Source organism: Pandoraea oxalativorans (genome assembly GCF_000972785.3).
GTDB classification, from domain to species: Bacteria; Pseudomonadota; Gammaproteobacteria; order Burkholderiales; family Burkholderiaceae; genus Pandoraea; species Pandoraea oxalativorans.
In genome coordinates, this window is sequence record NZ_CP011253.3 from 1,845,478 (window position 1) to 1,871,933 (window position 26,456).

Consider the following 26,456-nt stretch of genomic DNA (forward strand, 5'->3'; position numbering starts at 1 on the left):
GACGCAGATTCGTTTTCCATTTTCCACACATTCACCGCTTTTCCAGATCCTGATCCCGACCTTTTCCATGTCATCGACGCCCCAGTCACGCGCCGCCACCGATTCTGTTCCTCCCGACTTGTCTTCTGGCCGGTTGTCCGGAGATTCGCCTGCATTGGCCACTCCGGTCGCCAGCGCCGCTGTGGTGCAAGCACAGACGGCGTCGTCCGGCGGATCGTCGCACCTCGGGGGGGCTAGACGAGGCTGGCGCTCTGCGAGTGTCTTCGGCTGGCGGCTCGTGGCTTGGATTCCCGCGCTGATCGTGCTTGTGCCAATGTTCGGCATCGTGGCGGCGCTGGGGGCGGGCGATGCCGACACGCGCGCCGTGCTTGCCCATATGCTCGACACGGTGTTGCCTGAATACGCGCTCAACTCACTACGCATCTCGCTGGCCGTGAGCGGTGGGGTGTTACTGATGGGCGTCGGTACGGCGTGGCTTGTGGTTCACTATGCATTTCCCGGCCGTCGGGTGCTTGAGTGGGCGCTGATTCTGCCGCTGGCCATGCCCGCCTATGTCACCGCCTACGCATATACCGATTTCCTTCAATTCGCCGGGCCGGTGCAAAGCGCGCTTCGTCGAGCGCTGGCCGTCGATCGCGTGACGTGGTTTCCCGAGATTCGCTCGTGGTACGGCGCGGCATGGGTCTTCGCGGGAGCGTTCTATCCGTACGTCTATCTGTTGGCGCGTACGGCGTTTGCGGAACACAGCCAGCGCTTCTTTGAGGCGGCACGTACGCTGGGGTGCACACCGTTGCAAGCGTTCTTTCGCGTGGCGTTGCCGCTAGCGCGTCCGGCGCTGGTGGCGGGCGTCGCACTCGTGCTCATGGAGACGCTCGCCGACTACGGCGCTGTGGCTTACTTCGGGGTGCCGACGTTCACGACGGGCATCTACCGCGCGTGGCTGTCGATGGGCGACCGCGTCGCGGCGGCTCAACTGTCGGCATGCCTGCTATTCGCCGTTTTGCTCTTGCTGACGGCAGAAGCGCGTAGCCGAACGCGACTGCGGTATTACGGGGCACCGGGGCGTGCGCCGACGACGTCACGCCGAACGGCGCTGCGCGGATGGCGTGGCGCTCTGGTTGCCGCTGGTTGCGCCCTGCCGTTGATCGTGGGCTTTGCACTGCCGGCGATCATCATGCTGCGCCTGGCTGTCTCGGAATTGGATCAGGTGCCTTGGCCGCGCTATGGTGAGTGGGTCTACAACACCGTGCGGTTGGCGGCGGTGGCGGCGGTGGTCGCGTGCGCGTTCGCCATCGTGCTTGGCTACGCCCAGCGACTTGCGCCCGGACGTATCACACGTATTGCCGTACGCCTCGTAGGGGTAGGCTACGCGATCCCCGGGGCGGTTATTGCGCTGGGTATTCTCACTCCTGTGCTGCATCTCGACACATGGATGGGGAACGCGCTCGGGGCAAACGGGCTGGTATTGGCCGGCACGGGCGGCGTCTTGATCTACGCTTACCTTGTACGCTTCCTGCCTGCGGCGCTGCAAAGCGTCGATGCGGGATTCGCCCGTATCGCACCCAATCTCGACGCCAGTGCGCGCAGTCTCGGGGTGGGCGGATGGGCGATGCTGCGTCGCGTGCATTTGCCGCTGTTGCGAGGCAGCGTACTGACGGCAGCCCTGCTGGTGTTCGTCGACGTCATGAAGGAACTACCGGCCACGCTTGCGTTGCGGCCGTTCAACATGGATACGCTCGCCGTGGTCACCAGCCGTCTCGCCGCCGACGAACGGCTCGCCGAAGCCGCCGTCCCGGCGCTGACCCTGGTGCTGGTGGGGCTGCTACCGGTGTTGGTGCTGGCACGGGCCATTGCCCGGCGTGCCTGAGGGGCGACCGGTCCGCTGGTTTCTTCACGCAAACTGCCGCGTCGACAACCGTGGCAGAACGATGATCCGCCGTGCGTTTTATCGAATCTAGAGACGTTTCACAGTTGCCGCCCCGATAGCGCCGCACTATAGTCGAATCATCCCGGCAACTCAGCCGGGATGATTGAGCGTCAACAAAAATGATTGCGATCGTCATTTGCAAATGTTGGCTGTTCATGGCCTTGGCGTTGGCACCACCGCCCACGGCCGCACCGCTCAACACGGCTGACGGCGGCTGGAGTGCCGTGTTGCTGACCGGAGCGATGCGCTAGGCGGTTGTCCTGGGAGGGACCGACGCGAGGACATTTCACCGGACGCAAGGCGTCCGATGGTGGCGTGCAACCTTTTGGTCCCCGGTGGGTTCTGTGTCATTGACGTCACGCCCGTTTTGCATGCCCGATACTCCTTCCCCCAGAGACGTTGCGCATTCTATTGGACGCTTCGACTTCGCCTTGATAGCGCCGACGGCATAGGTTGGCGTAGGCAGACGTAGATTGATGGACGTTGGGCGCCGGACAAGTTGTTGTTTTCCGGTGTCGTCAGGGGCGGCTCCGAGTGGCGTTTTTGTCACCCGCGCCGCAGAATCGCTGGCAATGCAGTGCCTTCGGGAGACCGGCATGGCGCTATGGCGGATCGATCTTGTCTCATTGCGGCTGTTTGTCGCTGTTTGTGAAGAGAGCAGCATTGCCCGGGCGGCCGAGCGTGAGTTCATCGCGCCCTCGGCCGTCAGCAAACGGATCAACGATCTCGAGTCGCTGGTCGGATCGGCGCTCCTCCAACGCCACAAGTGGGGGGTGCGGGCGACGCCGGCGGGCGAGGCGCTGCTGCATCACGCACGCAACGTACTGCGCAGTCTGGAGAAGATGCAGGGGGACCTGTCCGAGTACACAAGTGGCGTACGCGGCCACATCCGCATCTTCGCCAACGTTTCCTCGATTGTCGAAACATTACCCGACGAACTGGGCGCATTTCTGCGTCGCCACGAAGGCGTGAAGGTCGATCTCGAAGAACATACAAGCGCGCAAGTGGTGCGCGGTGTGGCGGACGGGGCGACCGACATCGGTATCTGCTGGGACGCGGTCGACACGCGCGAGGTCGAGGTCTTCCCGTATCGCCACGATCAGATCGTCACGGTACTGCACCGGGATCATCCGCTCGCCTGCGCCGAGCAGCTCGCGTTCATCGAAACCCTCGACTTCGATCAGATCGGCGTGCATCCGGATAGCGCGATGTACACCGTCTTCAGACGCCTTGCCGCCGAACAGGGCAAGACGGTCAAGTTCCGAATCCATGTTTCAACGTTCGAAGCGGTGTGTCGTATGGTGAGGGCCCAACTTGGCCTGGCGATCGCGCCGCGCGAGGCGGTTGGCATCTATTCGCAGGTGCCGGACGGAGAAGCGTTGCGTATCGTACCGCTGACAGATCCCTGGGCCGAGCGGCGGCTGGTTGTCTGCGTCCGCCGGTACGATGCGCTGCCCGTTGCGTCGCGCATGCTGGTCGACCACCTGTGCGCACGTAACGTAACGGGAACATCGGGGGGAACGCAGGGAACGGACGATTGCGGACGCGCGGACGGGGCGGAGAACGCCTGAACAGCCGCGCGACGACGACGTGCCCGACGGTGGAGGCAAGCCCTCGCCAGACCGTGCCAAAAAGGGATGTCGACGCGGCAAACATCGTGAACCGCGATGTCTGGCATGCCGAAACACCTCTTGCCGTCGCCTCTGGGCCGACGGATGCTCTGGGAGCCGATAGCGATTCCGGCCGACGAGCCGGGGCGCGCCGTATCTCGCATTGTGCGGGAGGAGACACGCGATGACACATGCCGAAGCGCGCCGTGTGCGCGAAGCCGTGGGACGTCTGATTCTCGTTCTCACGCTGATGGCGTTGGCCCTCATAGCACTCAGCCTGAGCGGGGGAGCCTCCGCTGCACCGGCGCAACCCCTCGAAAAACCGAAGATCACCATCGCCGTGGGCGGAAAGCCCGGCCTCTACTACTTGCCCCTGACGATTGCCGAACAACTGGGCTACTTCAAGGACGAAGGCCTCGACGTCACGATCGACGACTTCGCCGGGGGGGCCAAAGCGCTACAGGCGGTCGTTGGCGGTAGCGCCGATGTCGGCACGGGGGCGTTCGAACACACACTGCTCATGCAGACCAAGGGACTGACTTACCAGGCGTTCGTTGTGCTGGGGGCTGCGCCGCAACTGGTCCTTGGCGTCGTCAAGTCCAAGGCGGGCGAAGTGAAGTCCGTGAAGGATCTGAAAGGAATGCGGGTTGGCGTCAGCGCACCAGGATCGAGTACGCATATGTTGGTGAGTGTCGCCCTGACCAAAGCGGGTCTCAAACCCACCGACGTCTCGATAGTGGGAGTGGGCAGCAATGCGACGGTGGTCGCGGCGGCCCGCAACGGGCAGGTCGATGCCGTTTCCAACGTAGATCCGATGATGACGTTGTTGCAGGAGTCGGGCGACGTGAAGGTACTCATCGACACGCGTACGCAAGCGGGCACCCGCGCAATGTTCGGCGGTCCGATGCCCGCGGCGGTGATGTACGCGCCGCAGAGCTTCATCCAGAAGAACCCGCGTACGGTGCAGGCATTGGCCAACGCGATCGTACGTGCGGACAAATGGCTGCAACATGCATCGGCGAAAGAATTGCTCAAGACGGTGCCGGAACCCTATCTCCTCGGTGACAAGACGCTTTATCTGAAGGCGTTCGCGAATTGTCGTGAAGCCTTTTCCCAGGACGGCATGATGCTCGCCGATGGTCCGGCGACCGCATTGAAAGCGCTGGCGTCGTTCACGCCGGAGGTCAAGCCGTCGCAGATCCGGTTAGGCGACACCTGGACCAACACGTTCGCTACGCAGGCGAATCGCCAATATCCCTGAGCGCTATCCGACGAACGTGCGTTTGGACGAAATGACTTCACTTTTTCCACGCTGCCGCATGCTGCGTCGGCACGTAACTTGCGATCGAAATGGGTGAACCCATGCGGGAACATTCGAGGAGCGATCTCATGCAAGCCACCGTGCAACTGAACGGCCGTGTGCTGTGGTTGAGCGCCAGCGCCGAAGCCATCACCCGTCAATTGGCGGGGGAAACACTCACGCGATCCGAAGCCGGCTCGCTGCGCGACCAGATTTCCACCGACGAAATGACACCGGCACGTGCTTGTCTGGCGTTTGACGAATCGCTTGGCGACTACGTCTACGTAGGGTTGCGATGCCATGACGATTCGAGCGATGCAGCAGGCGTGTTTCCTGTCACGCAGAAGGCGGTGCGCGAAGGCGGTTTTGCGTTGTCCGTGGCAGGCCTGCGACGTGGCAAGGGGTCGTCGCGTGAAGCCAGCCCGTTCGCGGAACGGTGCGCCGGCATCCGCATCGTGATCGCCGAGAGCTTCGAGCGCATTTATGCACAGAACTGTCAGAACCTCGGTCTGCTGATGTCGACCGATCTGACGTTGGCTGAGCGCTTGCAGGACGGCGAGACAATCCCCATCGAAGCGTTTCTCGAAGATTGCGATCCACTGGCCGAGGCCATCGTGCGTAGCGGTGGGCTATTCGGCTATACGCAGCGAAGGTTGTCCGGAGCTATCGTACCGCCGCAGCCTGCGCACGCCCCCGGCGCGATGACTTACGGAGAAAAGATCATTGCGCGAGCGATGGGGATCCCGCGTGTAAGGGCGGGGGACGCGGTGTTCGTGCCTGCAGACTGGCGCTTCTCTCATGAATACGTGACGCCGATGGCGGTGAGTTTCCTGCGCCACGCCTATGGCGACGAGATACCTGCGCTGCGCGACGTCGCTTCGGTACTGTGCTTTGAAGATCATCTGACGCACCTCGATGCCGTTTCCGCCGATGGCAGTCGGCCCCCGCAAATCGTGGACGCCGCGCGACGTCTCGGCACAGTCCAGCGCGAGTTTTGCGCCCGGCATGGGGTGCGTCTGCACGGCCGTGCCGCAGCCGGTGGTTCGGAGGGCATCTGCCACGCGTTGATGCTCGAACGCTATGCGCTGCCGGGGCAGGTAATCGTCGGCACCGATTCGCACACACCGCATTGCGGCGCCATCGGTGCGTTCGCCTTCGGTGTCGGGGCGACCGAAATGGCCAATGCGTGGCTTACCGGGGACGCACGACTCGCCGTGCCCGGTACGTGCCTCGTGCATCTGCGCTCGCGATTGCCTGCGGGCGTCGGCGCGAAAGATCTGGCTTTGCACCTGCTGCATCTGCCTTACATTCGCGACGGACGCGCCATCGGACAGATCGTAGAGTTCGCCGGTGAAGCCGTTGCGCACCTGTCGACCGACGAGCGCGCGACGCTCACCAACATGGTGGCCGAAATTGGCGGACTCACCGGACTGGTGGTGCCGGACGCGGAGACTGTCCGCTACCTGCGCGAGCGGCGTGGCATCGATTTCACGCTTGATGCGTGGATGGAAAGTGATCCGCAAGCATCGTACGCCCATGTCATCGAGATCGATTGCGCGTCGCTTAGCGCGATGGTGGCGAGTCCCGGCGATCCGGGTAACGGTATTGCGCTGGCAGATTTGTCGACGGAGGTGGCCATCGATATCGCTTACGGCGGGTCGTGCACCGGCAGCAAGCGAGACGATTTACGGGCCTGTCATGACGTGCTTGCCTGGGGGTTGACGCAAGGGCATCGCGTTGCAGACGGCGTGCGCTTCTACCTGCAATATGGCAGCGAAGACGTGCGCGCATGGTGCGAGGCGCAAGGGTATGCGGACGTTTTCAAGGCGGCAGGTGTGACGATGCTCTCGCCCGGCTGCGGCGCATGCGTCAATGCCGGACCGGGCGTTTCCAAAACGTCGAACGAGGTGGTCATCAGCGCACAGAATCGCAATTTCCCCGGGCGTTCGGGCCCCGGGCAGATGTGGCTCGGCAGCCCGGCTACCGTGGCTGCGAGCGCTTTGGCGGGCTATATCGTGGGTTTCGATCAGTTACAACGCGATGGATTTGCGTCTCATCCGGTCTCTCACCCCGCCGCGCTTGCCGCGCCGGGCCGTGGGGACGGCGGGGCGTCGCACGCGGGCAGGGGAGGGTAGCCGATGCCGGATGTCACCTCTGCGGCACCGATGCCGTTACAAGGCATTCGTGTCGTGGAATTCTCACACATGGTCATGGGGCCGGCCTGCGGCATGGTGCTGGGCGACCTCGGGGCCGATGTCATCAAAGTGGAGCCGATAGGCGGCGACGCCACGCGTCATCTGCTGGGGACCGGTGCGGGATTTTTCCGCGCCTTCAATCGCAACAAGCGGAGTCTGGTCGTGGATGTCACGCGGCCCGAAGGGCGAGAGCTGATACTTCGACTCATCAGTACGTCGGATGTGGTGACGGAGAATTTCAAGCCCGGGCGGATGCGGCAAATCGGACTGGATTACGCCACGTTGTCACGGCTGAATCCGGCGCTGATCTATGTTTCGCTGAAGGGATTTCTGCCGGGGCCCTACGCTACGCGCACCGCGTTGGACGAGGTCGTGCAGATGATGGCGGGACTTGCGTACATGACGGGACCGCCGGGCCAACCGTTGCGTGCGGGGACATCGGTCAACGACATCATGGGCGGTGTGTTCGGTGCACTGGCTGCGTTGGCTGCACTCTACGAGCGAAAGACCACGGGGCGCGGGCAGGAAGTGCAGGGCGCGCTCTTCGAGAATTGCGTACTGCTTGCGGCGCAGCACATGCAACAGTACGCAGTGACGGGCGTGGCACCCGATCCGATGCCGGCGCGCGTGTCCGCGTGGGGTATTTACGACGTCTTTGCTGCGCGCGACGGCGTGCAGATCTTCCTCGCCGTCGTCAGCGATACGCAGTGGCGCATTTTCTGCGACCTCTTCGGCCGTCACGATCTGGCAGACGACCCGCGACTGTCCACGAACAATGACCGCGTGAGGGCACGCGACTGGTTGCTCCCGTTGTTGCGTGAAATGATGCAAGGTTTCGACGCCAGCTATCTGGCTGCGGCGTTCGAGCGTCACGGATTGCCTTTTGCGCCGATCGTGCAGCCTGCCGCGCTGTTCGACGACCCGCATTTGCTCGCCAGCGGCGGCTTGGGCGACCTGACGACGGAAACGGGTGAGCAAACGCAAGTGCCGTTGCTGCCGATCACGATGGCGGGGCAACGGTTGCCCGCACGCCGTGCGTTGCCGGTGGCGGGTGAGCACACAAGCGAAATTCTGAGAGATTTGGGATATCCCGATCACCAGATCGAGCGTCTGTTGAGCGAGGGGGTGGTGGCGGGACCGGAGGACGGATCGACGCCGGACGATGCATCCGGCGCGGGCGATACCGCCGGTCCCGTTTTTTGGAAGGACAGCCCAGGTCAACGCGGAACGCGCTGAAATAAGAGTTTTCCGAAGGAGGTCGGCGTGTTGTCTGCTTGCGGGCACCGGGTAGGGCGCGGTACGGTATGAACGTCTACCGCCAACACGCCACCCCACCGTCATGACCGAACCGCTCGACGCCGCCCACGCCCGCCAAACGTCTACTTCGTCTGCTTCGTCGTCTTCGTCACCAGTCCCGTCGCAGTCCCAACAGCTCGATAAGCCGCTATCGGGCGTGACAGTGCTCGACCTCACGCGTCTGCTGCCAGGTCCGCTCGCCGGGTTGCGTCTTGCGCAAATGGGGGCGCACGTCATCAAGATCGAAGACAAGGGCGCAGGTGACTACGCCCGGGAAATGATGCTGGCCGATGACGAATCGCCCCCCAGCGCCTTCTGGCGACTGCTCAATCGCGGTAAGACTGTCGAACGTCTCGATCTCAAAAGCGACGCGGATCGGAAGACCTTCCTCGATCACGTTGCCCACGCCGATGTACTGCTTGAGGGGTTTCGCCCGGGCGTGATGGCGCGTCTGGGCTTCGGCTACGAGGCGCTGGCACGTGTGCGGCCATCGCTGGTGATGGCGTCGATTTCCGGTTATGGCCAGCAAGGGTCGATGGCGCAAGCCGCCGGGCACGACATCAACTACATCGGGTACGCGGGCGTCCTCGATCAGCTTTGCGATGCGCAGGACGCGCCCATCGTCCCCAACTTTCAGATCGGCGACCTGTACGGCGGCGCTCAGGCTGCCGTTCAGGAAGTGCTGGCCGCGCTGGTCGCCGCACAGCGCATCGGGCACGGGCGATGGCTGGACATTTCGATGACGCATGAGGTGTTCCGCTCGAACGTCGTGCCGGCGGTGGCGATGCATCGTCGGGGGCACGTCTCGCGCGCCGGAAAGGATCTCCTCAACGGGGGTGTGCCCTGCTATCAGGTCTATCGCACGAAGGACGGCCGGTACATGGCGGTCGGTGCGCTCGAACTGAAGTTCTGGGAATCGCTGTGCGATGTGCTTGGCCGCAGCGACTGGAAGGCCCGGCATTGGACGCTTGGACAGGAGGTTGGGGGAGACGATGCACTCGCATTGCGTGCAGAGTTGGCGGTGGTGTTTGCTGCCGCAACGCAAGCCGACTGGGTCGCGCGTTTCGCCGATGCCGATTGCTGCGTGACGCCGGTGCTCCGGCTGGAGGAGGCGATGATGCATCCGCTGTTTGCGCAATTGCGCGACGCGCTGCTGCCATGAGATCGATTGTCGCCAGCCGGATGGCTCGACGCTTGCAGGCGCGTTACCGAATGTCACAATTTTTCGACGTCGGGAGACGCGAAGTCCGCAGGCCCATCGCGTAGAGTCGTTGCTGATCGAGAACGACACGCCCATGACCCGACGGTTCGACTTGCCCCATCCACCGACGCCGACTTTCCGACCCGCGCGACGACGTTTGGCGGCGACCGCCATTCTCTGTGCCGTGTCGACGACCGCGACCCTGACCGGATGCGTGTCGTATCAGGACGCCCCTCTGGATCGCGGAAAGGTCCGCTCGACGTCGATGACGACGGCGGATCTCGCGCAAACGGATATCAATCGCATGGCGACGCTGGGCATGCGGGCGAATCTTGAGAGTTTGTATCTTCTGGCCGACAAGCTCTATAAGCGCAATCCCCGCGAATGGCGCAAGGGTGGCGCGGCGACGCAAACCGAAGCCATGGCGCAGCTGCGTGCCGCGATTGAGGGGCGTCGCGCACTGGCGGATCTGAAAGACTTGCGCGATGTTCGCGCCCTGTCGTTGTCGCTGGATCCGACATTCACCGGCGACCGTGTGGCGGCCTTCGTTTTCAGTCTCTCGGACACGATCGTCACGGCGCATGGCGGCACGACCGTGTTCTATCTGAGCGACGGACTCGATGCGCAGCGTATCTACAACGCGGCGCGCAACGTGGAGATCGCGGCGTGGCTGCTGGGGAGTCGCCGGGACATGGCTGGCAAGCCGTTGCTGTTGGCCAATGAAATGGCCGACGTGCGCAACGTGAGCTTCGAGCGGGAGTTCGGCAAGATCATCGGGCGGCTGGATCTGTTGGCCGAGATGCTCGACGAGAAGTATCGACGGGCAGGGATCGGCTACGTGCAGAACTTGCTGGGCGCGCAGTTCCTCCAGTTTTTGCCTGTGCGTTGATGTGCGCTGACGTGAGTCGATATGCGATGGCGAGCAGGTGAGCTTCGTCGGTGCAGGCGAGCGGCGCAGGGTGGCCGCAGAATCTACCGAGGCCAGGATGCGGCGGTGTTACGGATAAAGCGCGAAAAATGCACGGATGCTGTATATTTGCACAGTGTTTTCGCCTGCCACCGTGACCGCCTCTCAGCGCAAGATCATCCATTGCGACGCCGATTGTTTCTACGCCTCCGTCGAGATGCGGGACGACCCGTCGTTGCGCGGCATACCACTGGCCGTCGGCGGCCAGCCGGATCAGCGCGGTGTGGTCGCGACGTGCAATTACGAAGCGCGTGCCTTTGGGGTGCGTTCGGCCATGCCGTCCGCGCAGGCCGTCAAATTGTGTCCCGACTTGCGCATCATCCCGCCGTCGATGCATCGGTATCAGGAGGCGTCGAAGCGGATCATGGCGATCTATCGCGATTACACCGATCTGGTCGAGCCGTTGTCGCTCGACGAGGCGTACCTCGACGTTACCGACAGTGAACACTGCGGGGGTTCGGCCACATTGATTGCGCGTGAGATTCGTGCGCGTACTGCGGATGAAGTCGGGTTGACCGTGTCGGCTGGCGTCGCACCCAACAAGTTCATCGCCAAAATCGCCAGCGATTGGCGTAAGCCTGACGGCATGTTCGTCGTGAAGCCTGCCGAGGTCGATGCTTTCGTCGCCATACTACCGGTCGAGCGTCTGTTTGGCGTGGGCAAGGTGACGGCGGAAAAGTTACGGGCGCTGGGCGTCGATTCCTGCGGTGATCTGCGCAGCCACTCGATGGCCGATCTGACCGAACGCTTTGGCGTGTTCGGGCAGCGGCTGTTCGAGCGCTGTCGCGGTATCGACACCCGGGAGGTCAGCCCGGATCGCGAGCGAAAATCGATCAGCGTCGAGACGACTTACACACGTGACCTGCGCACACTCGCGGAGTGCGAAACGGCGCTGGAACCACTGCTTCATCAGTTGTCCGAGCGAATCGGACGCGCGCGCCGCAGCGAGCCGTTGGCGATCGCGAAGGTCTTCGTGAAGATTCGATTTGCCGATTTTTCGCGGACGACCGCTGAGGCTGGCGCGTTGGGTGTCGATCCGGTGCAATGCCGCGAGCTGCTGGCAGAAGCGGTGGGGCGCAAGCGGCGTGCGGTGCGATTGATGGGGGTCGGGGTGCGTTTGCTCGAAGCGCAGGCGACACGTCAGTTGCGCCTGTTTGACGACTGGGATGACGGAGCGTCCCGCACATCGCCCGCATCAGGTGATAATGCACCATCGGAAACTTAGATCGCGTAGACGAGCGAGGTGAGGGATGGCGGAGATCATCGAGGTCACATTGCGGCTCACAGCGGCATTGATTCTTGGCGGACTGGTCGGGCTCAATCGCAATTTGCACCACAAGTCGGTCGGTTTGCGAACGCTCGCCATTGTGTCGTTCGGGTCAGCGTTATTCGTGCTCGCGGTCGTGCCGTTTCCAGGCACGGCACTGCCTTATGACAGCTCCTCCGTGAGCCGGGTCGTACAGGGCATTGTGGCGGGGATCGGGTTCCTTGGTGCCGGCTGCATCATCCGGCCGAATCACGGCGCTTCCGTGCACGGCTTCACCACGGCGGCAGCGCTGTGGAGTACCACGGGCATCGGCATCATCTGCGGGCTCGGCCGCTGGCATATCGCACTCGCCGCAATGGTGTTGTTACTTATCGTGCTGGCACTCGGCGGGCGTATCGAATCGCTCGCGCACCGTTGGCTGGGGCACGACGACCCCACGACGGGTTCGCCTGACGAGGACGCGTCGGCGCGGCATGGGCACGACGGCAAGTGACATCTACGCAGTTGATGCTGAAGACACACATCGCGGCCTCCTCGCCCTCGACGTCATGGGCAAATTCCTGCGGATACCGAAGAAAAATGCCCGCCGAAGCGGGCAAATGACGTTGTCGCAGTACCCCCAAAAGGACGTAAGAGGGCGATTTCATTTTGGTCGCCGGACCATCTTTCGCCAATCGGGGCTTGCCCGATTAGGGAAAGCACGTTCGGGTGACTACGTAATCGACGCCCGCTCTTGCGACTAATTTTCTTCCGAGCGTTTGAAGCATGAAGCCGCGTGCGTTGCGTCATTGAAGCGCGCGCAACTCTGTCGCCCGGGCACGGGCCACCCGCAAACCGTCGGCTTGCAGGGAGAGCGTGGCCGCGTCGGCTTGCTGTGCGGCATCTGTCGGGGAGGTGTACGTCACGATGGCCGCCTGACGTTCGCGATGGAATCGCTGGGTAATCGGGGCGCATTCGGTGGCGGCTTCGTCGGCCAGGCGAATCGGGTCGGGGACCAGATTCACGTAGCGTGCGACGTGGCCATACAGACAGGTGCGGTACTGATCCGCAGCCGCGTCCGCGGCGGCCAGATGACGCTCGCGCAACGTGGCCGAATCGATAGCCGCGGGGCGTTGTGCCGACGAGGTGTTCGCGTTCGCGTGAGGGCTCGAGGGGGCGGCACAAGCCGTGAGCATCGCGACGACGGCAAGGGAACACAGCACCGGGGCGGCGCGGCGGGGAAAAGCCAAAATCGGAAACTTCCGAGTCATGAGGTAATCGAGGCCGATGGCGTAAAGTCCGCGATCTCGCTATGGTAAGGGATTTGACGGATCCGGCGCGTCGTTGTGGCGCTACTCAGACATGAGCGAATTTCAAAAAGGGCTGGTATGGCTGCGGCGCGATCTGCGCTGTAACGATAACGCTACGCTGGCACAGGCGCTTGCGACATGCGGTGAAGTGTCCGTGGTGTTCGTCTTCGATACGACGATTCTCGGCGGATTACCGCGAGACGACCGACGCGTCGCGTTCATTCACGACAGCGTGAGCGAATTGGCGCAGACGTTGGCGGGCTTGGGGGGCGGGCTGATCGTCCGGCATGGCGACCCGACCGAGGAGATTCCCGCGCTGGCGAAGTCGCTCGGCGTGCAGGTCGTCTTCACCGGGCGGGATTACGAGCCGGACGCTGTCAAACGGGACCGTTCGGTCGCACGCTCGCTGGAGGCGCTGGACATTGCCTTCGAGACGGTTAAGGACCAGGTGATTTTCGACACGAGCGAGATTCTGACGGCGCAGGGTGAGCCGTACAGTGTCTTCACACCGTACTCGCGCGCCTGGTTGAAGCAGTTGCGCCCGGTCGACCTGGCACCGCACGGCCGGAAGGCGGATTGGCTCAGGCTTGCGAAGCCGTCGCATGGGGCTGGAGAGGTGCCGTCGATGGCATCGCTGGGCTTTGAAGTGCCCGACGCGCGCCGGATGGCCCTTGCTGCGGGCGAGTCCGGCGCCAAGCAGTTGCTGGACGATTTCCTGCCGCGCATGACGCACTATCACGAACGGCGCGATTACCCCGGGCTGCGCGGTCCGAGCTATCTGTCCGTGCATCTGCGCTTCGGTACGGTGTCGATCCGGACCTTAGTGCGGGAGGCACACGCCGCGATGCTCAAGGGTGGGGACGCAGGCAATGGCGCGAAAACATGGCTGAGCGAGCTGATCTGGCGCGAGTTTTATTTCATGATCCTGCATCATCACCCGGAAGTCGTCGGCCACGCGTTCAAACCCGCATACGACGCCATCGAGTGGGCCACGGGGGACGCGGCGGATGCCGACTTCGAGGCGTGGTGCGAGGGCCGTACGGGCTATCCGCTGGTCGACGCGGCCATGCGTCAGATCAACCAGACCGGCTATATGCACAACCGGCTGCGCATGGTGACGGCCAGCTTTCTGGTCAAGGATCTCGGCATCGACTGGCGCCGTGGCGAGGCGTATTTCGCGCGTCAGTTGAACGATTTCGATTTGTCCGCGAACAATGGCGGATGGCAATGGGCCGCTTCCACCGGGTGCGACGCCCAACCGTACTTCCGCATCTTCAATCCGATTACCCAGTCCGAAAAGTTCGACCCGCAGGGGCGCTTCATCCGGAAGTACGTGCCCGAACTGGCGCATCTGTCCGACAAGGCCATCCATGCACCCTGGCGCGCCGATGCGCAGACGCTGGCCGACGCGAAGGTGACGCTCGGACGCGATTACCCCCAACCGGTGGTGGCCCACGACCTCGCCCGCAAGGAGACGCTGGCGCGATATGCGGTCGTCAAGACGCCAGCGGTCTCTTCCCGGCCGGCGAATAGTGACGATGAGGATTAAGTCCCCGGTTTACCCCGATACGTGTATACCCCGGTCAACTTTTTCCGTTATCGGCCGTTTATACGGTTATGGCACGCAAGAGGCCTGGGCTTCGGTATCGGTTCGCAACGTCGGGGGGCGTTAGTGGGCGTCAGGGAGGAAGCAGTAAAACAATAGCGATGTGCTCACAATGCTCTGAAACGAGCAAGGGCAGGCCAAAACCACACGGGGAAGCTTGGAGAAAATCCTTCGCCGCACAGACGGTAGCTTCGAACCACGGGGTTCGCGTTGAGCGAGTGCCCGGAACGTCAGCGTTCCGGGTATTTTTTTATGCGCCGCCTGCGCGTCGACCCGGCCGATCCCTGGCCGTCACACCCAGAACGATCCACACGGCCAGATTGAACGGCAACGTGAAGTACGGCCATCCGCGTGGCGTGAGCCAACTGCCCAGAATCACGCAAATCACGGCCGCGAGCGCGGCACCGGTGAGTCGCATTGTGAGGCGGCGTCCGAAAACGCCAAGACCCAGCGCGGCGAGGAAAGCGTTGATGCCGACACCGCTCGCCTGAGCTGCCATTGACGGCCAGCGCGAAGCCAGCGTGACCAAAAGCACCCAGACGGTCACCCCGGTAGCCAGCGCCCACACGGTCGCGCGGGCATTCCAGAGCGCCAGCACGTACCAGGTCAGCAAACCCAGCACCAGCGGCGCAACGAAGACGACCTGTCCCACGGAGCAGAACACGAAGCTCGGCGAGCCCATGTCGCAAGCGAGCGAACGTGTCCGTGGCGAGAGTTCGAGCCACGGCAACATGGCCCAGGAAAGGGCCATGACGGCCACGAACGGCCCCGTCAGTGCCGGAAGTTCGCGTCGGACGAGGGCGGCCGTTGCCACGACGGTCAGGGCGACGCAAAGGGCCAGCCACGCGGCAAATATCGCGTCCGGCTGCCACAGGGCGCCAAAGGCGACCCCTGTCAGCGCGCCGTTGTAGCCAAACAACCCCGTGTGACGTTGCGCGTGCGGCAAGCGCATCGCGACGGCGACGCCGGATGCCGTGACGCTCGCGGCCAGTCCGGTCACGGCGGCAGCCGGATCCGAGAGGGTCAGCAGGGCCAGCAGCAGAGCACCGATACCGGCCGACGGGATGAAATAGATTTGGGCGAAGTTGGCCATCGTTCCACGCAGTTCGCCCATCAACCCATGCGGTTGAGCAGTCGGCGAGGGCGTAGTCATCGAAGAAGGCGATGCCGGAACGGATGGTGGATGAGACAGGGACATGAGGGTGACGATGGATCGGGCGAGTCGGATGACGAGCGCGTAATCGACCACTGTGCGTCGCGTCATAGCGGACAAGCGGACATAGCGCAGCGCTGAGCCTAGGGCGCGAGGTTACGCCGAACCCCGATATTCAGGTGCGTCAACGCCTTATAGTCGGTATTGCAGATTTCAAGGGGCTGGGGCCGAGGGGCGTTTTGACCGTTGCCCGCCGAAATGCAAAAAGCCCGCGCTTGGCGGCGCGGGCTTTTGCGGACGACGGGGCAGGGCTGACTTACTTGCCGCCGCCCTTGGCTGGCTTGACGGCCCAGCTGTCCTTGAGCGAGACGATACGGTTGAAGACCGGCTTGCCCGGGGCCGAATCGTGACGGTCGGCCACGAAATAACCGTGACGCTCGAACTGCACGCGATCGTCCGGTGCAAAGTTCAGCATGCCGGGTTCGACGTAGGCTTGCGTCACGCGCTTGGCGTTCGGGTTGAGGGCGTCGAGGAAGTTCTTTTCCCCGGCATCCGGATTCGGATCGAGGAACAGACGGTCGTAGATGCGCACTTCCGCCGCCAGCGCGTGCGACGCGCTGACCCAGTGGATGTTGCCCTTGACCTTGTAGGTGTCTGCGCCCGGCGTACCCGAACGGCTGTCTTCGAAGTAGTTGCAATGCACGGCCGTGACGTTGCCGTCGGCATCCGTATCGAAGCCCGTGCATTCCACGACGTAACCGTAGCGCAGGCGCACCTTGTTGCCCGGGAACAGACGGAAGAAGCCCTTGACCGGCTCTGCCTGGAAGTCCTCACGCTCGATCCACAGCTCGCGCGAGATGGGGAACGTGCGCATGCCGCGCTCCGGAAAGTGCGGGTGCACCGGGGCGTGGCAGTCTTCCTGCTTGCCTTCCGGATAGTTGTCGATGACGAGCTTGAGCGGATCGAGCACGGCCGTGGCGCGCGGGGCCTTCGGATCGAGGTCGTCGCGCAGGGCTTGCTCGAGGATGCTCATATCGATCCACGACGCCGATTTGGCCACGCCGATGCGATCGCAGAACAATTGCAGGCTCTCGGGCGTGAAGCCGCGGCGGCGCAGGCCGACAAGCGTCGGCATACGCGGATCGTCCCAGCCGTCGACGTATTTTTCGTCGACCAGTTGACGCAGCTTGCGCTTGCTCGTGATGGCGTACGTCAGTTGCAGGCGGGCGAATTCGATCTGCTGCGGCGTCGGACGCGAGAACATGCCTGCATCGGCCAGCTCACCGAGCACCCAGTCATAGAACGGACGCTGATCTTCGAACTCCAGCGTACAGAGACTGTGCGTGATGTTCTCGATGGCGTCTTCGAGCGGGTGGGCGAACGTGTACATCGGGTAGATGCACCACGCGTCGCCCGTGCGGTGGTGATGCGCGTGGCGGATCCGGTAGATGGCCGGATCGCGCAGGTTGATGTTCGGCGACGCCATGTCGATCTTCGCGCGCAGCACGTGCGTGCCGTCGGCGAATTCGCCCGCGCGCATGCGACGGAACAGGTCCAGGTTTTCCTCGACGGTGCGATTGCGGAACGGCGAATCCTTACCCGGCTCCACGAGCGTGCCGCGGTTGGCGCGCATGTCGTCGGCGCTTTGGCTGTCGACGTAAGCGCTGCCACGCTGGATCAGGATCTCGGCCGCCTGATAAAGCTGCTCGAAGTAGTCGCTGGCGAAATACAGATGTTCCTTCTGCGGCGTCTCGTAGTTGAAACCGAGCCACTTGACCATATCGATGATCGAGTCGACGTATTCGGTCTCTTCCTTCTCGGGATTGGTGTCGTCAAAGCGCAGATGGCACACGCCACCGTAATCACGCGCCATGCCGAAGTTCACGCAGATAGCCTTGGCGTGACCGATGTGCAGATAGCCGTTGGGCTCCGGCGGGAAGCGCGTTTCCACGCGCTGGCCCCATTTGCCCGAGCGATTGTCTTCGTCGATGATGTTGCGGATGAAATTGGATGCCGCGTTCAGCTCTGTGCTCATGCCTGTCCAGTGTTCGGAGTTTGGCGAATATTCTACCGTACCGCATTGCACCACGGGCGAGCGTCTGATCGGGCGTCGACGCAACATCACCCCGTGATGCCGGACGTCGTGGTTCACAGTCGATGGATCCGGGACCGCCCGGGGCCCCGATCAGGTTGTCTGCACCGAGGTGCGCTGGATCGGCCAACTGGCGTAAGACAGAAGCCACAGAGAGACGACGTTGACGACCGGAATGAACGCCAGCACTGTGAACCAGGGGGAGAAGCCGAGCCGGGTGAGAATCCGCCATACGGGAAAGCCGATGAGCACGATGCTGGCGAGCAGAGCAAGCAAACCTGACGAGTTAGCCATGAGATGTCTCCCGAAGCGCCCCACCCATTGCAGGGCGTACCGGCAAGTATAGGCAGACGGGCGGAGGGCTTTGCCCGGCTTCCCAACGGTTCCCGGATTGTGTCCTATCCTGAAAACACTGCCGGTCGCACCGGTGGGGCCAGTCGTGCTTTGGTCCCCCTCAAGGGAGGAAGTCATGGAACTGCATCTCAGCTCGCATCGCTATACGCACCGCTCGCCGGACTGGGCGGCCGCCGCCGTCGCCGGCTTCGTCGCCTGCGCTTTCTTTTCTGCCGTCGAAATGCTCATGGTGCTGCTCGTCTCGGGGCAGAGCCCGTGGGTGCCGCCCCGCATGGTGGCCGCCATCGTACTTGGCCCCGGCATCCTGTCGCAGCCCGCGACGTTCGATGTGTCGATCGTGGCGATGGCGCTGATGGTGCATGCGGCCATCGGTGTCGTGCTCGGCGTGGTTCTCGGGGCCATCATCGCGCCGTTCCGACTGGACTCGGATGTCGTTACGGTGTCGGTTGCCGGTGGCGTCTTCGGGCTGATCGTGTACGTCGTCAATTTCTACGTCATGACGCAGATGTTCCCGTGGTTCACCGAGTCGCGTGGCTGGACGATGCTGGCGGGACACATCATCTTCGGTGCTTTCGCGGGCTACATGTACTGGGTGCTGCGTCAGATGGAGGAGCGGGCGGAGACCGCCTGAAAGCCTCATGAAATGTCCCGCAAACTCTTGCGGGACGGGGCAGTGACCTGGCCGGTGGAAGCCCGCGCGTCGAGCCGTCGGCCGGTCGATATGTCGGGTGAACGCACTTTGGTGCAAATAACAGATTTTTCTGTTATGATGCCTTAACTGCATCCATGCGTCCGTCATCTTCGGATGTGCTGAAGGCAGTCTTCCGTGGCATGAAGCGCCCGGCAGGTGTTTCACCCGCCCGGTACCCTCAGCCCACGTGTGGCACGAAAATCACTACAGATGTGTCGCACGCTGTGCCGACACATGTCACCTTGAACGCTTAAACGTTCACGCCGCCGTTACGACAAAACGGCTGGCCATCGATCCCCGAAACAGGAAGTCGTACGGAACACCCGAATTGCGCCTTGCGTGCGCATGACGGAACGCACCCGGTTTTTTGCCGTATGCGACGTCCAGCAGCGTCATCTGTCGTATGTCAGTCATGCTTATGTCGCATTACCGTCATATTGGGCAGATAGGCTGCGTGCACTTCACGGAAACATTTGTGCGAAATTGCACTCTCATCACCGTAAGCCGATTCGAGAGGGATAGTTATTAGTCAAATTTTTTGCAGTAAAGAAGGATACAAAATGAAAACATCGCAATACCAAGAATTCCAGTACAGCGTCCATGCAGTCGAGCGAGACAACGCCCGTTGGGACGCGTTCTACGAGATTCACCGCCCGACACAGCGCGGCATGGAAAAAGTGGGTGCCTATCAGGTTCAGAGCGCCTACGGTTTTGCCACGCAAGGTAACGCCCTCGACGACGCCGAGCGCAACGCCCGTGCCGATATCGAACAGGGCATCGTCTACTACCAGTAAGGTCGACGGCCGCTTGCGCATTACCTCGTCCCGATTTTTCCCGGTTTTTCCCGCTTCTTTCCCCCATATCTGATGTGCGCGATGCTGGCATCGTCGCTTTGCGACGGTGCTATAGTCCGGCCTTTCGCACTGCAATGGCTGGAGAGTCGGTAATGGAATGGATGTGCAAGTCGTTCGATGAGCTGGGCAGCGCGCTGCTTTACCGAATCCTCGCCGCGCGCAACGCAGTATTCGTGGTCGAGCAGCAGTGCCCGTATCAGGACATCGACGGTCGCGATCCGTACAGCCTGCATCTGGTCGGGCAAGTGCGCGACAGCGCGAACCCGGCAAGCGACCCGCGAATCGCCGCGTATTTGCGACTTCTGCCGCCCGGGTTGGCCTACGACGAAGCGTCGATCGGACGCGTGATCACCGCCGCTTCGCATCGCGGCACCGGTCTGGGCCGCGAATTGCTGGCGCGGGCGGTGGCCATTGCCGAAGCGCAATGGCCGAGCGCTGCCGTGCGCATCGGCGCGCAGGCGCATCTCGAGGTGTTTTATGGCGGGTTCGGCTTCGTCAAGGCGAGTGAGCCGTATGACGAAGACGGCATCATGCACATCGAAATGGTACGCCCCGCAGTGCAGCCGCAATAGCGACCGACAGCGCGTTTGCGGATCGCGCAATCGCACGATCGCACGCTGAGCGAAGCAGCAAAATGCAATATCGGCCGGGCCATCGCGCTCGGCACTACAATATCTCCCATCGTAGTTCACGCGCTTCCCGACACATGGCCTTGTATTCCATCACCGGCGCCCAATTGGCGTTCGGCCACCTGGCATTGCTCGACAATGCCGATTTTTCACTCGAAGCCGGTGAGCGCGTCGGGCTTATCGGGCGCAATGGCGCCGGCAAGTCCTCGCTGCTCAAGATCGTGGCGGGCATTACCGCGCCGGACGACGGCCTGGTCGCCCGTCAGGCCGGTTTGCACACCGTCTACGTGCAACAGGAGCCCGAGTTCGATCCCGAGCAGTCCGTGTTCGATGCCGTGGCGCTCGGCCTCGGCGAGTCGCACGTGTTGCTCTCCGAGTACGACCGCACCGCAGAAGCGTTGTCGGTGGCGCCGGAAGGCGCGGAACACGACGCGCTGCTTGCCCGCCTGAACAGCTTGCAATCGTCGTTGGATGCAGCCGACGCATGGCAACTGAAGACTCGCGTGGAGACGACGATCGCGCAGCTCGGACTCGACGGCCACGCACGTGTGGGGGCGCTGTCCGGCGGGATGCAAAAACGCGTCTCGCTCGCGCAGGCATGGGTTGCCAAACCCGACGTGCTGCTGCTCGACGAACCGACCAACCACCTCGATTTCGACGCCATCCGCTGGCTCGAAGAATTGCTCATCGGCTATCGCGGCGCGTTGCTGTTCATCACCCACGATCGGAGCTTCCTCGACCGCGTGGCCACCCGCATCGTCGAGCTCGATCGCGGACGTCTGCTGTCCTATCCCGGTAACTTCACGCAGTATCAGGAACGCAAGGCCGAACAGCTTGAAATCGAGCGCGTGGAGAATGCGAAGTTCGACAAGCTGCTCGCGCAGGAAGAGGTGTGGATCCGCAAGGGTGTCGAGGCTCGCCGCACACGCAGCGTGTCACGCATCGAGCGTCTGAAGACGATGCGCAACGAGCGGGCAGAACGTCGTGAGCAGCAGGGTAACGTGCGCATGGACGTGGCGCAGGCCGAGAAGTCCGGCAAGATCGTGGCCGAACTCACCAACGTGACGAAGGCGTACGGCGGACGCACTATCGTGCGTGACTTCTCGGCGACGCTCATGCGCGGCGACAAGGTTGGCCTGGTCGGCCCGAACGGCGTGGGCAAGACGACGATGCTCAAGTTGATCCTCGGCGAGATCACGCCGGACAGCGGTCAGATTCGCGTCGGCACAAACCTCCAGGTCGCGTACTTCGATCAGATGCGCGCGCAGCTCGATCCCGAACGCAGCCTGCTCGACACCATCAGCCCGGGCAGCGACTGGATCGAAATCAATGGCGCGCGCAAGCACGTGATGAGCTATCTCGGCGACTTCCTTTTCTCGCCCGAGCGCGCGCGCTCTCCGGTGAAATCGCTTTCGGGCGGTGAGCGTAATCGTCTGTTGCTGGCCCGTCTGTTTGCGCGTCCGGCCAATGTGCTGGTGCTTGACGAACCGACCAACGACCTCGACATCCCGACACTCGAACTGCTCGAAGAACTGCTGGAGGAATATACCGGTACCGTGTTCCTCGTGAGCCACGACCGGACGTTCCTCGACAACGTGGTGACGTCGGTGATTGCGGCCGAAGGCGACGGCTACTGGCGCGAGTACGTGGGCGGTTTCACCGACTGGCAAGTGCAGAGCGAACGCTCGGCGGCGCTCGCTGCGCAGCGTGCGCCAGTGGACGACTCACCGAAGGAATCGGCGGCAGCGCCCAAGCGCGGCACGAACCGCACCGTCAAGCTCAGCTACAAAGAGCAGCGTGAACTGGACGGATTGCCGGAGCGCATTGCCGCGCTCGAAAACGAGCAGAAGGACGCGGCAGCGAAGATCGAAGACGGGTCGATCTTTGTGAAAGATCCGGCTGCGGGTGCGGCGCTGTCCGAACGTTTCGAAGCGATTGAACTGGAATTGCTCGAAGCGCTCGAACGCTGGGAAGTGCTTGAAGCCAAGCAGCGCGGCGAGAACGCGTGAGCACGTGAGCACGCTTGCGTCGTAACAACGTCGTTGGCGGCCGGTTTTCCGGCCGCGTTTCATTGGGCCGATGGTCCATGTCATTCGAGTGCAGTGCGAGTGACAGTACAATAGGCCGCGATTCATCGGGCGCCATGGCCCCGCCGTTGTCGGCAGGCATCGTGCGCACCCGAAGTGCCATTCGAAGTGCCCATTATGTGGGCGCCGCAACACAAGTCGTTGATCCGGCGTCACTTTTGTCATGTGTTAATGGGTTTTCCCCGTGGTTGTCCACAGGAAATGTGGATAAGCGCGCGTCGTGCCCTAATTTAGTCACGCTATGTCGAAAAAAAATACGCCTGCCCAGTACAGCGAAGCGTCCATCAAGGTCCTGAAAGGTCTTGAGCCGGTCAAGCAGCGCCCGGGCATGTACACCCGCACCGAGAATCCGCTGCACATCATTCAGGAAGTCATCGACAACGCTTCGGACGAAGCGCTGGGCGGTTACGGCAAGCAGATTCTCGTCACCCTGAACAAAGACGGTTCGGTCAGCGTCGAGGACGATGGCCGTGGTATTCCTGTCGGCATTCACCCGGAAGAGGGTGTGCCGGTGGTCGAAATCGTGTTCACGCGCCTGCACGCAGGCGGCAAGTTCGATAAGGCGGCTGGCGGCGCTTATACGTTCTCCGGCGGCTTGCACGGCGTTGGCGTGTCGGTAACGAACGCCCTGGCGACCCGGCTGGCCGTGACCGTCTGGCGCGACGGTCAGGTCTCGGAACTCGAATTCGCAGATGGCGGCAACGTCAACGTGGCACTTCACTCGCGTGCGTCGCAACGTGGCGAGAAGAAGAGCGGCACGCGCGTGACCGTCTGGCCGGATGCGAAGTACTTCGACAGCCCTGCATTGCCGCTGGGCGAACTGCAACGTCTGCTGCGCTCGAAGGCGGTGCTGCTGCCGGGCGTGCGCGTCACGCTGCGTCAGGAAAAGAACGGTGAAGAACAGACGTGGTTCTACGAGCACGGCCTGCGGGGCTATCTCGTGGAATCGCTGGGCGGTGCAGAGCCGCTGATTCCGCTCTTCGAAGGCGAGCGCTTTGCCGAAGGCGACGAAGACAGCTTTGCCGAAGGCGAAGGCGCTGCGTGGGTCGTGGCCTGGACCGAGGATGGCGCGCAGGTCCGCGAGTCTTACGTCAACCTGATTCCTACGCCTGCTGGCGGCACCCACGAATCGGGGTTGCGTGAAGGTCTGTTCCAGGCGGTGCGCGGCTTCATCGAATTGCACAATCTTCAGCCCAAGGGCGTGAAGTTGTTGCCCGAAGACGTGTTCTCACGCGTGTCGTTCGTGCTGTCCGCGAAGGTGCTCGATCCGCAGTTCCAGGGGCAGATCAAGGAACGTCTGAACAGTCGCGACGCCGTGCGGCTCGTGTCGTCGTTCACGCGCCCTGCGCTGGAGCTGTGGCTCAACCATCACGTCGAGCATGGCAAGAAGCTCGCCGAACTCGTGATTCGTCAGGCGCAGGCGCGTACGCGTGCCGGCCAGAAGATCGAAAAGAAGAAGAGTTCGGGCGTGGCCGTTTTGCCGGGCAAGCTGACCGATTGCGAGACCGAAGACATTACCCGCAACGAACTGTTTCTGGTCGAGGGCGATTCGGCCGGCGGCTCGGCGAAGATGGGCCGCGACAAGGAGTTTCAGGCGATTCTGCCGCTGCGCGGCAAGGTCCTCAATACCTGGGAGACCGAGCGCGATCGGCTGTTTGCCAACAATGAAGTCCACGACATCGCGGTGGCGATTGGCGTCGACCCGCACGGTGCGAACGACACGCCCGATCTGTCCAATCTGCGTTACGGCAAGATCTGTATCCTTTCCGACGCCGACGTCGACGGTTCGCATATTCAGGTGCTGCTGCTGACGTTGTTCTTCCGTCACTTCCCGCAACTCATCGCTACCGGGCACGTGTACGTGGCGCGCCCGCCGCTGTATCGCGTCGATGCGCCTGCGCGTGGCAAAAAACCGGCGCAGAAGCTCTACGCGCTGGACGAAGGCGAACTCGAAGCCATCCTCGACAAGCTGCGCAAGGACGGCGTGCGCGAAGCCGCGTGGTCCATCAGCCGCTTCAAGGGCCTGGGCGAAATGAGCGCCGAACAGCTTTGGGAAACGACGATGAATCCCGACACGCGCCGTCTGAGTCCGGTGGCGCTCGGCCATCTGGATTTCGACGCCACCGTGGCGCGCATGAACATGCTCATGGGCAAGGGCGAGGCGGCGCAACGCCGTAGCTGGCTTGAAGCCAAGGGCAATGAAGTGGAAGCCGACATCTAAGCCTGACAACACAGGAAGGGTCGCGGGCGCGGCGTCGGTACTTGCAGGTACAGTACGTGAAGCGTAGCGAAGTCGCACTCACGCAGGCCAAACCAGCGTGAGTGCTCACATAGTGGGATAATCCTTCCTTCACCCTTCCGGGAGTCGCGTTATGTTGCGTTCTATGCGTTGCATTTTCGTGCCGATGTTGCTTGCCAGCGCAAGCGCCACCGTATTGGCACAGTCGGCCCAGCCGCGCGTCTTCTTCGTTGCCCCTGCGGACGGCGCAACGGTGTCCAATCCGGTAAAGGTCCAGTTCGGCGTCGAAGGCATGGCGATCAAACCGGCGGGCGAAGTGTTGCCTAATACCGGCCATCACCATCTCATCATCGACGGCGATTCGATTCCGGCAGGTCAGGTCGTTCCTACCGACGACAGCCACCTGCATTTCGGCAAAGGTCAGACCGAAACGAGCGTCAATCTGACGCCGGGCGATCACACGTTGACGATGCAATTCGCCGACGGTGCCCATCGCTCCTACGGTCCGGCCATGAGCCAGACGATCAAGGTGCATGTCAAAGGTCAGCAATAATCACGTTTCGACGGCGCAGTGCCTCCAGGCCCTGCGCCGAAAGCTCTCTCTGCGGCAACTCGCAGGGCCCGCGCTGGCCGCTGCGCTGCTTGTCGCGACGCCGCTCGCGCACGCCGAACTCTACGGTTACGTCGACGAGAACGGTGTCGCGCATCTGGCGGCACGCAAACTCGATGCGCGCTATCGGCTCGTTGTTGGCAATGGCGGCAACGTCGACTTGCGCGCACAGCAGCAGGGCGGGGTCGTCACCGGTGCGGACCGCTCGCGTCTGTACGATGCGCTGGCGCGTCATCCCAATCTGAGAAAGCTCGCGCCCGTCATCGCGCAGGCAGCGCAGAAGTTTCACGTCGACGCGGCCTTGCTCAAAGCGGTCATCGCGGCCGAGTCGGGGTTCGATAGCGACGCCGTCTCGCCCAAAGGGGCGGTGGGTCTGATGCAGGTGCTGCCCACGACCGGGGAGCGTTACGGCGTGCGCGCCGATGCGCGTCGCACCGTCGCCGACAAACTTACCGACCCGCGTACCAATGTGCTGACGGGCGCTCGTTACCTGCGTGATCTGCAAGCGCGCTATCCCGATCGCCTCGAACTGGTGCTCGCCTCGTACAACGCGGGCGAGGGGGCTGTGGCGCGTCACGCCGATCAGATCCCACCGTATGCGGAGACGCGCGATTACGTCGCCGCCGTGCTGGAACTCTATCGACGCTTTAACCCGGAGGGCGACGACGCCGCACCGGGCAATGGCGTGCTCCGCGCGAGCGGGGGCGGCGGCAAGATTGGCAACGCGCGCGTCAACGGATCGCGCGACGGCCGCATTCACGTCATTCTGGGCGCGCCGCAAGGGCTGCCCGTCGTGCCTGCTACCATGCCGAACGCGTCGATACGCGACTCGACTGCGTCGACACTGTCAGCGCCGTCAGCCACCGACTGAGGCGTCGGTTGACGCCGCTTGGCGGCATCTTCGGATTCGCCTTCGAAGTCTCGCGTGTCTTCCGGTGGTCGGCTCGGAATTCTCCGAAATCCGCACGCAATCCCGGCAATTTGGACGGTCGTCACTCCGAAATCACGTCTTGCTTTGCCATTCGGACGCGTTTTTGCCGAAATGTGCCGGTGAGCTTGGTATGATCTCGCGGTCGACGTCCACTCGAA

At 62.8% G+C, this 26,456-nt stretch carries 22 protein-coding genes; 17 read left to right on the forward strand and 5 right to left on the reverse strand.

Features of this window, described 5'->3' with window-relative positions; translation table 11 throughout:
• Positions 1-154 precede the first annotated feature (154 nt).
• From MB84_RS08345 to MB84_RS08385, 9 genes are all read left to right on the forward strand, one after another.
• Complete coding sequence (locus MB84_RS08345) at positions 155-1,867, forward strand: ABC transporter permease (RefSeq protein WP_342672642.1); 1,713 nt, start codon at positions 155-157, stop codon at positions 1,865-1,867.
• A gap of 656 nt (positions 1,868-2,523) precedes the next feature.
• Positions 2,524-3,498 (forward strand): LysR family transcriptional regulator, encoded by a 975-nt coding sequence (locus MB84_RS08350; RefSeq protein WP_245725517.1) that lies wholly within the window; start codon positions 2,524-2,526, stop codon positions 3,496-3,498.
• A 223-nt stretch (positions 3,499-3,721) separates the two neighbouring features.
• Entirely contained in the window at positions 3,722-4,798 is a 1,077-nt protein-coding gene (locus MB84_RS08355) for an ABC transporter substrate-binding protein (protein ID WP_084009669.1), read from the forward strand.
• Between the two features lie 128 nt (positions 4,799-4,926).
• Positions 4,927-6,972: an aconitase family protein gene (locus MB84_RS08360; RefSeq protein ID WP_065225764.1), complete on the forward strand. Its 2,046-nt coding sequence runs from the start codon at positions 4,927-4,929 to the stop codon at positions 6,970-6,972.
• Between the two features lie 3 nt (positions 6,973-6,975).
• Positions 6,976-8,268: a CaiB/BaiF CoA transferase family protein gene (locus tag MB84_RS08365; protein WP_084009670.1), complete on the forward strand. Its 1,293-nt coding sequence runs from the start codon at positions 6,976-6,978 to the stop codon at positions 8,266-8,268.
• 103 nt (positions 8,269-8,371) lie between these two features.
• Positions 8,372-9,490, forward strand: coding sequence for a CaiB/BaiF CoA transferase family protein (locus MB84_RS08370; protein ID WP_046291447.1), 1,119 nt, complete (start codon positions 8,372-8,374; stop codon positions 9,488-9,490).
• Between the two features lie 196 nt (positions 9,491-9,686).
• Positions 9,687-10,418 (forward strand): hypothetical protein, encoded by a 732-nt coding sequence (locus tag MB84_RS08375; protein ID WP_052653064.1) that lies wholly within the window; start codon positions 9,687-9,689, stop codon positions 10,416-10,418.
• Between the two features lie 136 nt (positions 10,419-10,554).
• Positions 10,555-11,721: a DNA polymerase IV gene (gene dinB, locus MB84_RS08380; protein ID WP_046291448.1), complete on the forward strand. Its 1,167-nt coding sequence runs from the start codon at positions 10,555-10,557 to the stop codon at positions 11,719-11,721.
• 25 nt (positions 11,722-11,746) lie between these two features.
• Positions 11,747-12,256 (forward strand): MgtC/SapB family protein, encoded by a 510-nt coding sequence (locus tag MB84_RS08385; RefSeq protein WP_046291449.1) that lies wholly within the window; start codon positions 11,747-11,749, stop codon positions 12,254-12,256.
• Positions 12,257-12,548: 292 nt separating this feature from the next.
• Here MB84_RS08385 and MB84_RS08390 read toward each other — a convergent pair whose 3' ends face one another.
• On the reverse strand, positions 12,549-13,013 hold the full coding sequence (locus tag MB84_RS08390; protein WP_046291450.1) for a hypothetical protein: 465 nt from the start codon (positions 13,011-13,013) through the stop codon (positions 12,549-12,551).
• Between the two features lie 91 nt (positions 13,014-13,104).
• Here MB84_RS08390 and MB84_RS08395 point away from each other — a divergent pair, with 91 nt between their 5' ends.
• Positions 13,105-14,601, forward strand: coding sequence for a cryptochrome/photolyase family protein (locus MB84_RS08395; RefSeq protein ID WP_046291451.1), 1,497 nt, complete (start codon positions 13,105-13,107; stop codon positions 14,599-14,601).
• A gap of 307 nt (positions 14,602-14,908) precedes the next feature.
• Here MB84_RS08395 and MB84_RS08400 read toward each other — a convergent pair whose 3' ends face one another.
• The 3 genes from MB84_RS08400 to MB84_RS08410 form a co-directional block, all read right to left on the reverse strand.
• Positions 14,909-15,811, reverse strand: coding sequence for an urea transporter (locus tag MB84_RS08400; RefSeq protein WP_169834993.1), 903 nt, complete (start codon positions 15,809-15,811; stop codon positions 14,909-14,911).
• A gap of 316 nt (positions 15,812-16,127) precedes the next feature.
• Complete coding sequence (locus tag MB84_RS08405; RefSeq protein WP_046291453.1) at positions 16,128-17,846, reverse strand: glutamine--tRNA ligase/YqeY domain fusion protein; 1,719 nt, start codon at positions 17,844-17,846, stop codon at positions 16,128-16,130.
• A gap of 150 nt (positions 17,847-17,996) precedes the next feature.
• Positions 17,997-18,197: a hypothetical protein gene (locus tag MB84_RS08410; RefSeq protein ID WP_046291454.1), complete on the reverse strand. Its 201-nt coding sequence runs from the start codon at positions 18,195-18,197 to the stop codon at positions 17,997-17,999.
• A gap of 175 nt (positions 18,198-18,372) precedes the next feature.
• Here MB84_RS08410 and MB84_RS08415 point away from each other — a divergent pair, with 175 nt between their 5' ends.
• Positions 18,373-18,888: a membrane protein gene (locus tag MB84_RS08415; protein ID WP_046291455.1), complete on the forward strand. Its 516-nt coding sequence runs from the start codon at positions 18,373-18,375 to the stop codon at positions 18,886-18,888.
• A gap of 318 nt (positions 18,889-19,206) precedes the next feature.
• Here the strand turns inward: MB84_RS08415 and MB84_RS29830 are convergent, their stop codons facing one another.
• A complete protein-coding gene (locus MB84_RS29830; RefSeq protein WP_157122665.1) occupies positions 19,207-19,362 on the reverse strand; it encodes a hypothetical protein in 156 nt (51 codons plus the stop codon).
• Positions 19,363-19,508: 146 nt separating this feature from the next.
• On the opposite strand from MB84_RS29830, the gene MB84_RS08420 reads away from it, so the two are divergent.
• From MB84_RS08420 to MB84_RS08445, 6 genes are all read left to right on the forward strand, one after another.
• Entirely contained in the window at positions 19,509-19,742 is a 234-nt protein-coding gene (locus tag MB84_RS08420) for a hypothetical protein (RefSeq protein ID WP_046291456.1), read from the forward strand.
• 152 nt (positions 19,743-19,894) lie between these two features.
• Positions 19,895-20,374 carry a GNAT family N-acetyltransferase gene (locus MB84_RS08425; RefSeq protein ID WP_084009672.1) on the forward strand — a complete coding sequence of 160 codons (480 nt, stop codon included), beginning with the start codon at positions 19,895-19,897 and terminating at the stop codon, positions 20,372-20,374.
• Positions 20,375-20,508: 134 nt separating this feature from the next.
• Complete coding sequence (locus tag MB84_RS08430; protein WP_046291458.1) at positions 20,509-22,440, forward strand: ATP-binding cassette domain-containing protein; 1,932 nt, start codon at positions 20,509-20,511, stop codon at positions 22,438-22,440.
• Between the two features lie 319 nt (positions 22,441-22,759).
• Positions 22,760-24,739, forward strand: coding sequence for a DNA topoisomerase IV subunit B (locus MB84_RS08435; RefSeq protein WP_046291459.1), 1,980 nt, complete (start codon positions 22,760-22,762; stop codon positions 24,737-24,739).
• 163 nt (positions 24,740-24,902) lie between these two features.
• Complete coding sequence (locus MB84_RS08440) at positions 24,903-25,310, forward strand: DUF4399 domain-containing protein (RefSeq protein ID WP_046291460.1); 408 nt, start codon at positions 24,903-24,905, stop codon at positions 25,308-25,310.
• Positions 25,291-26,238 carry a lytic transglycosylase domain-containing protein gene (locus tag MB84_RS08445; protein ID WP_065225765.1) on the forward strand — a complete coding sequence of 316 codons (948 nt, stop codon included), beginning with the start codon at positions 25,291-25,293 and terminating at the stop codon, positions 26,236-26,238. Before MB84_RS08440 ends, MB84_RS08445 begins: the two co-directional genes overlap by 20 nt.
• The last annotated feature ends 218 nt before the right edge of the window (positions 26,239-26,456 follow it).